Below are 11,707 nucleotides of genomic sequence, written 5' to 3'. Positions count from 1 at the left end.
CATCAACTCCAAAGCGACCATGTCCCTAGATAAAGTTACTCCCGGCAAAAACGCTCCCGACTCCTTCAACGTGATCATCGAAATCCCGATGAACTCCGATCCGGTGAAGTACGAGGTTGACAAGGAGTCCGGCGCCATCTTCGTGGACCGCTTCATGAGCACGTCCATGCACTACCCCTGCAACTACGGCTATGTGCCCCAGACGCTGAGCGGCGACGGCGACCCGGTCGATGTGCTGGTGATCACACCGGTACCGCTGATATCCGGCGTGGTGGTGACCTGCCGCGTCATCGGCATCCTGAAGATGACCGACGAAGCCGGTGAAGACGGCAAGGTTCTGGCCGTGCCCATCGACAAGAAATGCTCGCTGTACAGCCACTGGCAAAAGCCCGAGGACTTGAACCCGCTGCGCCTGAAAACCATCGCCCATTTCTTTGAGCATTACAAAGACCTGGAAGAAGGCAAATGGGTCAAGATTTCAGGCTGGGAAGGCCCGGAAGCTGCAAAGAAGGAAATCACCGACGGCATCGCCAACTATGCCAAGGAACAGCCGGCAGAGTGATTTTTCCGTTAGTTCAAGCTTTTTATGTGCTTTAAGCATGTCCCATATACATAGTTTGCTATTAAATTAATAGTAATCAATAAAATCGGCCTTGCCTGCAAAAAGCGCTTCCAGTTCAGTCTGGGGGCGCTTTTTGCATGACTGGTGGGTGTGTGTGTTTCGGCAAAACTCTCGCTGGGGCTCGGCCTGGCCCTGTGATCAATGCTGGCAAGCTGCAAGCTGCAAGCTGCAAGCGTAAAGTGCCGGACGTTCCGTTTTTTGCCGGTTGGCCGCAATAACGGGTTCATGGGGCTGGTCATTTTTGCTGGCCTGCATGAATAATGACGAAAGTGATGCGGTGTCAGCCTGGAAGGCTTTCAGCATCCAACGGTATTATCAAAATCCATTTACCCCGACTGGTTCATCAGCATGGCAGATCCGCGCGACGCTTCCCTGGACCCTGAAAACAGCGACGGCTTCACCAAAAGCTCGCTCAACTTTCCCGTCGTCGGCATTGGTGCGTCGGCCGGTGGCCTGCAGGCCCTGCTGCGGTTCTTCGAGCACATGCCCGCTGCCAATGGCATGGCCTTTGTCGTCATTCTTCATCTGTCGCCAGAGCATGAAAGCAATGTGGCCGAGATATTGCAGCGCGTTGCCAGCATGCCGGTTATGCAGGTGAACCAGCCAACCGCCATTGAAGCCAACCATGTGTACGTCATACCTCCCACGCACGACCTGGAAATGAACGACGGGCACTTGCAACTGTCCAGCCATTCGCGCGTGCGGGGCGCGCACCTGGCCATCGACCTGTTTTTCCGCACGCTGGCCAATGTTCACCAGGAAAGGGCGATTGCCATCGTGATGTCCGGCACCGGCAACGACGGCGCTGCCGGCCTTGCCCGGGTCAAGCAAGAGGGCGGTGTCACGCTGGTGCAAAAACCCGAGGACGCCGAATATGACGGCATGCCCAAAGCCGCGATTGCCACCGGCATGGTTGATTTTGTTGCAATGGCGGCCAAAATGCCGCAGCGACTGCAGGAACTCTGGGCCAATGCCTCCCGCATCAGCCTGCCCCAGAAAGATGGTGCGGCGTTACGGGCCGTGGCGGCCGACAGCGATGAGAACGCCCGGCTTGCCGAAGAGGCGCTGCGCGAAATCATGTCGGCACTGCGTGTCTATTCTAAAAATGATTTCCGCCAGTACAAGCGGGCCACGGTCCTGCGCCGCATCGAGCGCCGGCTGCAAGTCAATGGCGTATCGGACCTGCCGGCCTATCGGGATTTCATGCGCGTGCACCCTGAAGAGGTCAAGCTGCTGCTTCAGGACATGCTCATCAGCGTCACGAACTTCTTTCGCGACCCGGCGGCCTTCGAGGTGCTTGAACGCGATGTGCTGCCGGCGCTGCTGGCCCATCGCTCGCCAGACGAGCCGGTGCGGGTCTGGGTGGCGGGTTGCGCCACGGGGGAGGAAGCCTATTCGGTGGCCATTTTGCTCAAGGAGCAGATGGAACTGCACCACTGCACGTCCGAACTGCAGATTTTTGCCACCGACATTGATGAAAGGGCCATCAACTTCGGCCGCAACGGACTGTATCCGGCCACGATCGCGACCGATGTGTCGCCTGCCCGGCTTAAAAGGTTTTTCACCCCCGAAAAAGAGCAGTTCAGGGTGACCAAGCAGGTGCGCGAAAAAGTGCTGTTTGCCAGCCACAATGTGCTGCGCGATCCGCCTTTTTCGCGCATCGACCTGATTTGCTGTCGCAACCTGCTGATCTACCTGGACAAGTCGGCCCAGGCCAGTGTCCTGGCAACCTTTCGCTTTGCGCTCAAGCCTGAAGGATTTTTGTTCTTGGGCACTTCAGAGTCTGTTGAGGCCGTGCACAAGCTTTACACCGTGGTGGACAAAAAGAGCCGGTTTTTCAAGGTCAATCCGACGGGCATTTCCATTCGCCATTTGCTGCTGAGCAATGAACAGCCCAGCGGCCGCATGGTTTTCAACCAGCGCGGGCCTGACCGGCGTGCGCCCAAGCCGACTTCGTTTGCCGAACTGCATCACAAGCTGATTGACCAGATTGTCCTGCCCAGCGTGCTGATCGACGGCCAGCACAACATCCTGCACCTGTCAGAGAATGTTGGCAAATTCCTGTTGCCTGGCAGCGGCACGCCGTCGGTCAATCTGCTGGACAACACCCAGTCCGAGCTGCGCACCGAATTGCGCACGGCGCTTTACCAGGCCCTGCATACCGGCAAGCCCGTCAGGACGCATGCCGTTCCGTTCCGGCGCGGAAACAGCACCATCCTGGTGGAAATGAGCGTGCATTTCTTCGAGGAAGTTGACGCCGAATCAGCGCTGGCGCTGGTGATGTTCGAAGAAGTGCCTGAAAAGCCCGCTCTGGAGCGCAGCACTGCCGGGCAGGCGCACCAGGTGCTGGTCGAGCAGCTGGAAACCGAGATCCGGCAACTCAAGGAAAATCTTCAGCAAATCATCGAGCAGACCGAGATATCGACCGAAGAACTCAAGTCCTCCAACGAGGAGCAGCAGGCTGTCAATGAAGAACTCCGCTCGGCCACAGAGGAGCTGGAAACCAGCAAGGAAGAACTCCAGTCGATCAATGAGGAGCTGACCACCGTCAACTTTGAGCTGAAAGTCAAGGTCGATGAAACCGGCATGATGAACGACGACCTGCAAAACCTGATTGCATCGTCTGACATTGCCACGATATTTGTGGACCGCAGCCTGCACATCAAGCGCTTCACCCCGCAGGCAACCCGCATTTTCAACCTGATCGAGTCCGACATCAGCCGCCCCTTGATGGACATCACCCACAAGCTCGACTATGCGTCGCTGGCAGACGATGCGGCCGGAATGCTCAAGACGCTGAACCCGAGCGAGCGGCCGGTCAGCAGCAGCGACGGCCGGTATTACCTGGCCCGCATTCGCCCTTACCGCACCATGGATGACCATATTGATGGCGTCGTGCTGACATTTGTGGATGTCACAGAGTTGCGCAAGGTCGAGGAACGGCTGCGCGCTGGCGAGGAACGGCTGCGCATAGCCGCAGAAACCACCAGGGACTACGCCATTTTGACCATCGATGAGGAGGGCATCATCACCAGCTGGAACGTCGGTGCGCAGCGAAATTTTGGCTATACGCCGCAAGAAATCGTGGGCCAGCCGTTTTCCACCATCTTTACCCCCGAAGACCGTGCCGCCGGGGCACCAGAAGAAGAATTGCGCGGTGCGCACGAAGACGGCCGCAGCGTGGACGAGCGCTGGCACCTGCGCAAGGACGGCAGCACCTTTTTTTGCAGCGGCGTTGTCACCCGGCTGGAAGGCAAGACCGGCGGCTATGCCAAGATTACCCGCGACATGACCGAAAGCCGGTCGCAGCAAGTGAGCCGCGATGAGTTGCTGGCCATGGAAAAGCAGGCCAACGAACTCAAGGACCAGTTTCTGGCCGTGATGTCGCATGAACTCAAGCATCCGCTGAACCTGATCCAGGTCAACACCGAATTGCTGCTGAGCCATCCCGAGGTGCGCGCGCTTCCCGAAGTGGCGCGGGCTGGCGAAACCATTCGCAGCGCCGTGGTCAGCCAGACCAAGATCATTGATGACCTGCTGGACCTGTCGCGGGCCCGCACCGGCAAGCTGACGCTGCGGCTGGCGCCGGCAGACCTGGCTGAAATGGCCACCTCCATTGCTTCGGCCGCGCGCGAGGCTGCCGGCAAAAAAAGTCTGACGCTGAATTTCGAATGCAGCGACAAGGAACTGGTTGCATTGTGCGACCGCGTACGGACGGAGCAGATCCTGTGGAACCTGATCAACAACGCCATCAAGTTCACGCCTGCCGGGGGAACGGTCACGGTGCGGCTGGGCCGCGAAGGCGGTTTTGCCGTCATGAGCGTCATCGACACCGGCCAGGGCATAGACCCGGCATTCTTGCCGCAGATCTTTGGCATGTTTGTCCAGGCGCCCGATCAAAAAACCTTCAACACCAACAGCGGCCTGGGCGTGGGCCTGACGCTGGTGCGCGACCTGACGGTGGCGCAGGGCGGCAAGGTGCTGGCCGATTCTGAAGGCATCGGCAAGGGAAGTTGCTTCACCATCTGGCTGCCGCTGGCGCAAACCAGGGTGCAGGATAAAAAAGCCGGCCTGCCCAGCGGAAACCTCAAGGGTCTCAGGATTCTGGCGGTCGATGACATGAGCGACTTGCTGGAGCCCTTTTCGGCACTGTTGCGGCTAGAAGGCGCCAGCGTGGACATGGCCACCAGCGGCCAGCAGGCGCTGGACATGCTGGAAAAAAACAGCTACGACCTGCTGATCTCGGACCTGGGGATGCCCTACATGGACGGCTACGAGCTGATCCGCAAGATTCGCAAGCGCCCTGACTGGCGCAACCTCAAGGCGATTGCGCTCAGCGGTTATGGCCGGCAGGTGGACACCGTGCGGGCCTTGCAGAGCGGCTTCAATGCCCACCTTTCCAAACCTGCCACGGTCGCGCATATCTGCCAGAGCATTGCGCAACTGGTTCCCAGCGGCCCGGGTTGATGCGCGCAGCCATTGCCACAAGGCGCAGGCTTGTGCATGTCTGGCGGCTTGTGCCGCTGGCATGAAAGTATGGATCAATAGCCGCTGGTTACAAATTAACCGGCTTTAACCGGCCGGGACGTATTTTGTTTTGATACAAACAGTTCAGCTGATTTTCAGAAAAACCATATCCGGCAGTCACCTGCTTCAAGCACCGTGCCTTGGATACGCCTAAAGCACCCTCAGCAGTAAAGCCGACCCATTTCTCATCGGGAGGAGCAAAAATGACCCTACAGCAAACCCCTCAAGACCCCATTGCTTCTGCGTTGCCCGCCGAGGTGTCCGCCCAGCAGATCGAGGCAGCGCGCTATGCGGTCCTCAGGCGCCTGGCGCCTTGCTTGCGGCACCACATGGTTCGGCCGCTGCAGCCCATCGGGCTGATCTACGGTGTCATGCACCACAAGCTTTCGGCCGCCCAGCCCGATTTGCCGGCGGTGCGCGAAGAGGCTGCAAAGATCAATGAATTTGCCAAGGCGGCCCTTGAAGAATGCATGGATATGGGCACCTGGCTGGCGCCAGAGCCGGGCGTTCTGACAGATGCCGGTTCCGGCGTGCGTGAATGTGTCGGCCTGATGGCCACCATGCTCCATTTTTGCGGTTTCCGGCTGGTCAACGAGGTTGATGAACTGCCTGCCCAGGTCTTGCGTGACGCCTTGCGCATGGTGCTGGGCGCGGCCTTGTTTGCGCTGACCGACGCGTTGGACGAGCCCGCCACCGTGACCCTCCATGCCCAGGCCAGCGCGTCTGAAGTCACGTTGACGCTGCAGACCGATCTGATCGGCGACGGCCCGCTGGACCGTTATGACGATGGTTACCGAAAACTGGTGTGGGCCGATGTGCAGGCGCTGGCGCTGGCAGAGCATGTCGGCCTGTCCCGCCAGGGCCGCGAGGTCACCCTGCGCTTTGCCACCCTGCCAGCGCCGGTGCATTGAAGCGCTGGAACACCAGCAGCTTGTTTCCGGCTGGCCGCCGGATCAGGCTGGCCGGGACGGGTCGGGGTAGATCAGCCCCTCAATCCGGCCGCGCGTTTCACGCATGAACGGGCTCCATTGCCCTTCAGGCTGAGCCAGCCGGTTGGCAATCGCCCACCATGCACCGGGGTTGAACCCCAGTCCCACATGGCTGGCCAGGACTTCAATGTTTTCAGTCTGCGGGTTTTCCGTGCTGGGCGACTGGACGCTGCCCTGCCAGGCGACCACGCCGTCGGTACGCGAATAAATGCTGGTGGTGGGAACGGGCGGCGCTTTCGGCAGGTTGTAGCTTTGGCTTTCCTGTTCGATGCGACGTCCGCTGGCCAGCTCGTAAAGCCGCCAGGCATGGGTTGATTTGTGCGAACCCGCAAACGGCGTTCCCAGCGTGATGACGCCGCGCACCATGTGCGGCAGTTCCTTGGCCAGTTCACGCGCATAGATGCCGCCCAGGCTCCAGCCGAGCAGGCTGATCTTGCGGCCGGTGCTTTCGAATGTGCGCACCAGCTGGTCCCGGGCTTCGTCCAGAACGCCACGGCGCGGGCCGAAATTGAATCCCTGATCCCAGCCGCAGGCCGAATGGTTGAGGAGTTGCAGGTAGCGGCGCAAGGGCGCGGTCGAGATGTCATGGGCCGTGAGTCCCGGAAACACCACCACCGGATGGCCATCGCCCCGGGGTGCGCGGTTCAGCAGCGGCCAGGCCGGGAGCAGCGCGCTGAATTCCCAGATGGCGCGCACTTCAAGCGCCAGCAACCAGGCGCTGGGCGGAACGTCATGCAGGGCCGCCGTGGGCTCTGGCAACGGCGCTGCGCCAGGCAGGGCAGGCAGGATTTGCGTCAGCGGTGGATTGAAAGGTTTCGACATGGCGGAAAAAGGTCTGGAATGGTTGCCTTACGGGGCATGAATCCAGGCAGTATCGGTTTGCCAACCAGGATTTGATAGGGGGAAGTCCCCTAAACGGGCGGTTTCTTTCAGCATCTCCGGTGGGGCTGCCATGCAAGCACATTTGCACTGATCAGAAAATCAATTTTTAGCATTAAAAATGCCTTTTCCGCAAACTGTGTATGTGCTGATAGCTATTAATAAAGTAGCAGAAATACTGTATTTCTGCATGCCGCAACTGCCAGCCAAACCGGTTCCGTTCTAACCGCATTCGCCAAGCAAGCCTTGCACGCCATCGTTCAGTCCAGCCACCGGCGTTGCCTTGGCCAGCGCCATCCATACGCCCAGCGGCAGGTTTTGCCGTGCGCGTCGGGGCGCGGCCCGGCTCACTACCAGACGGCCGTTGTCAAGCTGCATCACGCCGCATTCGGCGGGAATCTCATCGGCAGCGCCTATCGGCCGGCCTTTGGCGTCGCAGCCCAGCACATACCAGCATTCGCCGCCCAGGTCGAGGTAGGCGCCTCGCTTGTCGGGCCGGCGCAGGTCGCCGAGCAGGTCCGAGCGCTTGACCTTGATCTCGTGGACGATGGGCTCCAGGTAGGTCTCGACGGTGGTGTTGCGGATTGAAAACACGTCGGGCCGCACCATGCACCATCGGGTCTTTTCGCCTTCTGCAACTGGCGGGAGTTGCGCACGCAGGCTCAGGGTGCGCCAGGCGATGCGGCCGGCGCGCACCATTTCGCAGGCCACGCGTTCCACCAGCGCTTCATGCGCCGACAGTGTCGAGCGGTTGACGGCCAATGTGGCGGCCAGCCAGGCAACGCCCGCATCGCTCACGCGCAGGGTTTCGTGGCCGGCTGGACCGGCGACGCGCTCCAGCATGCCGCCAGCCAGCAGTTCGATCTCCAGCATGTCCTGGCAGGGCCAGCCGGCCGAGCGGTAAATCTCGCGCAGCCGCCGGGCGTGGGTGCGGCCGAGCGCGATGGCCGGTTCCATTGCCATTGCGGCAAGCGGCTCGGCCAGGAAGGGCGAAGGGTTGTCGGGGCTGGACAGGGAATTCATGATCAAACAAGCCTTTTGCGCAATCAGCGCGGGCATAAGAAGCTATCAATAATGCAGCAATTCAGCCGAAGTTCAGAGGCTGATTTCAAACCGTGCGTCGCCCGTGTCGCGACTCAGTGGTTTCAGGGCCGTCATGATGGCCTGGTCCTCGGCTTTTTCCCACAGCGCGATCACTTCGCGCTCGGCATCATGGTCGGCATGGGCCAGTTCTTCCGGCGCCAGCTGGCCGGTGAGCGAGCGCGCCAGCATGCAGGCCTGCAGCGTCGGCACGACCAGCTCGCGGCCGCCGACGCCGGCTTCCAGCGCCATGCGAAAACGCAGTTCGGCGGCGCTGCGCTCGGCGGCGCTCAGGCCGGTGGCGTCCACCATCCGGAGGGTGTAGGGGGCAGTTTTTTCACTCATGAGGGGATTGTCAGGTCAGTAGGGTTTGGAAGTGCCGGTGCCTTGAAGGGGCTGCGCCGCTCCAGGTCTTCCATGTATTGATCAATGCCCGCGCCTTCGCGCTCCAGGAAGCGCTCGACGGCGTCGGCAAAGGATGGGTGCGCCAGCCAGTGCGCGCTGGTGGTCTTGACGGGCAGCAGGGCTCTAGCCATCTTGTGCTCGCCCTGGGCGCCGCCTTCAAAACTTTGAAAGCCATGCGCAATGCACCATTCGATCGGCTGGTAATAGCAGGCCTCGAAATGCAGGCAGTCCACCCGTGCCAGCGCGCCCCAGTAACGGCCGTAGGCAGTCAGGCCTTGAAAGGGCGGATTTCCTGCATTTTCTGGTGTTTCTGGTGTGTTTTCATCATGAAAAATGCCGTTTCCGCAGTCAGGGCGTGCGCTTACAGCTATCAAACTGCTAGCAATAGGCTTTCCCTCATGCTCGGCTATGAAGAGCAACCAGTTCTCCGGCATGCTGCTTTCCATGCGATGAAAGAAGTCACGGCTCAGGTAGGGCGCATTGCCATGCTCCAGGTAGGTGCGCTCATAGCAGCGGTAGAAAAAGTCCCAGTCGGCGCTGCTGATGTCTTGTCCCAGCGACCAGCGAAAGGTGATCCCGGCGTCCCGTACCTTGCGGCGTTCCTGGCGGATTTTCTTGCGTTTTTCCTGGCTCAGCGTCATCAGGAAGTCGTCGAAGCTGGCGAATGGGCGGCCAGAAAAACCAGGTTCGGGTTCGAAGATGTCTCCATCCCTTACTTCCCCCAACGAAGGAAGGAGCAAATCGGGTTCCGGGGACAGCGCAGAATGCGTAGCGACCAGTGTGGAGGCGGCAACTCCCTGCAAGCCAGGGCCGTGGAACCGGCTTTGCCGGGCCACAGGCGCAGCGGCCCCCCCGCGGGGCAGCGCAGTACGCGAAGCGACAAGCGTGGGGGCACTATTAGTCCAGTGAAACTGCACGGTGTGGCGCAGCATCAGGCCGGCTTCCTGGCAGGCGGCCACGTCGTCATCGCTGGCAAACAGCAGGTGCAATGAAGACAGCTTTTCCTCGTCGCACCAGGCCACCAGCGCCTTGACCAGCAGCGCACGCTCGTCGGCATTGCGCGCCAGCAGCCGTGCGCCGGGAACGGGGGTAAACGGCACGGCGACCAGCGCCTTGGGGTAGTAATCCAGGCCGTTTTGCGCATAGGCATTGGCCCAGGCCCAGTCAAAGACGTATTCGCCGTAGGAGTGTGCCTTGAGGTACAGGGCGCAGGCCCCGGCCAGCGTGTCGCCTAGCCAGAGGGTGACAAAGCGCGGCGTCCAGCCGGTTTTCGGCGTGGCGCTGCCGCTGGCGTGCAGCGCGGCAAGGTACTCGTGGCGCATGAAAGGATTCAGGATGCCGGCCGGGCTTTGCGCGGCCAGCAGGGCATTCCAGTCGCCGGCATTCACGGCCAGCGGCGAATCCAGGATGCGGATGACATAATCGTTTGACTTGTTTTTCACGTGTTTTTTGGCGTTTTTTCAGGGTTCGATTTCCACATGTCACTCAAAATCTGCGTTGCCCAATTGAACTATTGCGTCGGCGACATGGAGGGCAATGCGCAAAAAATCATCGCCGCTGCCCGCACTGCCTACCAGCAGGGCGCCCGGCTGGTGCTGACGCCGGAAATGGCGATTTGCGGCTACGCGGCCGAAGACCTGTTTTTGCGAACCTCTTTTATTCAGGCCTGTGATGATGCCGTGAATCGGGTGGCCCGTGAGCTGGCCGGGTTAAAAGGCCTGAGCGTCGTGGTCGGCACGCCCACGCACGGCGACAGCGGCCTGGGCCTGCGCACCCGCAGCGTGGCAGTGCAGCAGCGCCACAATGCCGCCCGCGTGCTGCGCGAAGGCCGCATCATCGAAAGCTACGCCAAGCGCGAACTGCCCAACTACCAGGTTTTCGACGAGCGCCGCTATTTCACGCCAGGACAGGGCACCTGCGTGTTCCAGGCCGGAGAAGGCGTTGACGCGGTCAGCATCGGCCTGTTGATCTGCGAAGACGCCTGGTTCGAGGAACCCGCACGGCTGGCCCGGCAGGCCGGCGCCGAATTGCTGGTGGTCATCAATGCCTCGCCGTTTCACGTCGGCAAGGGCAGCGAGCGCGAGCTGATGATGCGCGAACGCTGCCTGGCCACCGGCCTGCCGCTGGTCTATGCGCACCTGGTCGGCGGTCAGGACGAAATCGTTTTCGAAGGCCATTCGTTTGCCCTGCAGGCTGATGGCGCGCTCGCCGGCCGAGCCGAAAGTTTCAAGGAAAACCTGTTCTTTGCGCAGGCGGGACGGGGGCAGGGCGCTATTGAATTGGCAGCAAACACCGTGCCTCTGCGCAGCGCCGAGGCCGACCTGTGGGACGCGCTGGTGCTGGGCGTGCGCGACTACCTGGGCAAGAACGGCTTTCCCGGCGCGATTCTGGGGCTGTCGGGCGGCATCGACTCGGCGCTGGTGCTGGCCATTGCGGTCGATGCACTGGGGGCGGACAAGGTGCGCACCGTGATGATGCCGTCGCCCTACACGGCCGATATTTCCTGGATCGATGCGCGCGACATGGCCGAACGCATGGGCGTGCGCTACGACGAGATCTCGATCGTTCCTGAATTTGAAGCCTTCAAGGCCTCGCTGGCCGGCGAGTTCCAGGGGCTGGCCGAGGACACCACCGAGGAAAACATCCAGGCGCGCATCCGGGGTGTGTTCCTGATGGCGCTGTCGAACAAGTTTGGCTCGATTGTCCTGACCACCGGCAACAAGAGCGAAATGGCCACCGGCTACTGCACGCTGTATGGCGACATGGCCGGCGGCTTTGCGGTCATCAAGGACCTGCTGAAAACCACGGTGTTCCGTCTGGCGCAGTGGCGCAATGAAAACGACCCTTACGGCACCGGCAGCGCGCCGATTCCGGAGCGCATCATCACGCGCCCGCCCAGCGCCGAACTGCGCGCCGACCAGACGGACCAGGACAGCCTGCCGCCCTATGAAGTGCTTGATGCCATCCTGAAACGCTACATGGAAAACGACCAGAGCATCGAGTCCATCGTCGCCGAAGGCTTCGAGCGGGCCGTGGTAGAGCGCGTGGCCCGGCTCATCCGAATCAACGAATACAAGCGGCGCCAGGCGCCGGTCGGCATCCGTGTGAGCCACCGGAGTTTTGGCAAGGATTGGCGTTATCCTATTACCAGCAAGTTTGGCGCCTGACGCTCGGCAGTGATTCACAATCGTTACATTGCAGCCCG

9 protein-coding genes are annotated in these 11,707 nt (G+C 60.9%); 4 read left to right on the top strand and 5 right to left on the bottom strand.

Annotated elements, in window-relative coordinates; translation table 11 throughout:
• The first annotated feature begins 19 nt into the window (after nt 1-19).
• Entirely contained in the window at nt 20-562 is a 543-nt protein-coding gene (ppa, locus tag GZ092_RS13990; protein WP_293637265.1) for an inorganic diphosphatase, read from the top strand.
• Between the two features lie 198 nt (nt 563-760).
• Here ppa and GZ092_RS13985 read toward each other — a convergent pair whose 3' ends face one another.
• Nucleotides 761-925 (bottom strand): hypothetical protein, encoded by a 165-nt coding sequence (locus tag GZ092_RS13985; protein WP_293637264.1) that lies wholly within the window; start codon nt 923-925, stop codon nt 761-763.
• Nucleotides 926-970: 45 nt separating this feature from the next.
• Between GZ092_RS13985 and GZ092_RS13980 the strand changes: the two genes are divergently transcribed.
• Entirely contained in the window at nt 971-5,089 is a 4,119-nt protein-coding gene (locus GZ092_RS13980) for a chemotaxis protein CheB (protein WP_293637263.1), read from the top strand.
• Between the two features lie 263 nt (nt 5,090-5,352).
• Nucleotides 5,353-6,060 carry a hypothetical protein gene (locus tag GZ092_RS13975; RefSeq protein WP_293637262.1) on the top strand — a complete coding sequence of 236 codons (708 nt, stop codon included), beginning with the start codon at nt 5,353-5,355 and terminating at the stop codon, nt 6,058-6,060.
• A 42-nt stretch (nt 6,061-6,102) separates the two neighbouring features.
• Here GZ092_RS13975 and GZ092_RS13970 read toward each other — a convergent pair whose 3' ends face one another.
• From GZ092_RS13970 to GZ092_RS13955, 4 genes are all read right to left on the bottom strand, one after another.
• Nucleotides 6,103-6,960 carry an alpha/beta hydrolase gene (locus GZ092_RS13970; RefSeq protein WP_293637261.1) on the bottom strand — a complete coding sequence of 286 codons (858 nt, stop codon included), beginning with the start codon at nt 6,958-6,960 and terminating at the stop codon, nt 6,103-6,105.
• A gap of 279 nt (nt 6,961-7,239) precedes the next feature.
• The gene (locus GZ092_RS13965; protein WP_293637260.1) at nt 7,240-8,040 is read right to left on the bottom strand and encodes a hypothetical protein; all 801 of its coding nucleotides are present in this window, start codon (nt 8,038-8,040) and stop codon (nt 7,240-7,242) included.
• Nucleotides 8,041-8,112: 72 nt separating this feature from the next.
• On the bottom strand, nt 8,113-8,442 hold the full coding sequence (locus tag GZ092_RS13960; RefSeq protein ID WP_293637259.1) for a hypothetical protein: 330 nt from the start codon (nt 8,440-8,442) through the stop codon (nt 8,113-8,115).
• Nucleotides 8,439-9,944: a GNAT family N-acetyltransferase gene (locus tag GZ092_RS13955; protein WP_293637258.1), complete on the bottom strand. Its 1,506-nt coding sequence runs from the start codon at nt 9,942-9,944 to the stop codon at nt 8,439-8,441. Before GZ092_RS13955 ends, GZ092_RS13960 begins: the two co-directional genes overlap by 4 nt.
• Nucleotides 9,945-9,980: 36 nt before the next feature.
• Between GZ092_RS13955 and GZ092_RS13950 the strand changes: the two genes are divergently transcribed.
• Nucleotides 9,981-11,669 carry an NAD+ synthase gene (locus GZ092_RS13950; protein WP_293637257.1) on the top strand — a complete coding sequence of 563 codons (1,689 nt, stop codon included), beginning with the start codon at nt 9,981-9,983 and terminating at the stop codon, nt 11,667-11,669.
• Nucleotides 11,670-11,707 lie beyond the last annotated feature (38 nt).

The sequence above is a fragment of the Polaromonas sp. genome (assembly GCF_010365105.1).
GTDB lineage: Bacteria > Pseudomonadota > Gammaproteobacteria > Burkholderiales > Burkholderiaceae_C > Polaromonas.
This window is presented reverse-complemented; position numbering and strand designations above follow the sequence as displayed.

Bases quoted from the DNA above. Each gene is read 5' to 3' on its own strand.
- GZ092_RS13985 (WP_293637264.1), bottom strand. From the start codon at position 925: ATGCTGAAAGCCTTCCAGGCTGACACCGCATCACTTTCGTCATTATTC.
- GZ092_RS13950 (WP_293637257.1), top strand. From the start codon at position 9,981: ATGTCACTCAAAATCTGCGTTGCCCAATTGAACTATTGCGTCGGCGAC.
- GZ092_RS13975 (WP_293637262.1), top strand. From the start codon at position 5,353: ATGACCCTACAGCAAACCCCTCAAGACCCCATTGCTTCTGCGTTGCCC.
- GZ092_RS13965 (WP_293637260.1), bottom strand. From the start codon at position 8,040: ATGAATTCCCTGTCCAGCCCCGACAACCCTTCGCCCTTCCTGGCCGAG.
- ppa (WP_293637265.1), top strand. From the start codon at position 20: ATGTCCCTAGATAAAGTTACTCCCGGCAAAAACGCTCCCGACTCCTTC.
- GZ092_RS13980 (WP_293637263.1), top strand. From the start codon at position 971: ATGGCAGATCCGCGCGACGCTTCCCTGGACCCTGAAAACAGCGACGGC.
- GZ092_RS13960 (WP_293637259.1), bottom strand. From the start codon at position 8,442: ATGAGTGAAAAAACTGCCCCCTACACCCTCCGGATGGTGGACGCCACC.
- GZ092_RS13970 (WP_293637261.1), bottom strand. From the start codon at position 6,960: ATGTCGAAACCTTTCAATCCACCGCTGACGCAAATCCTGCCTGCCCTG.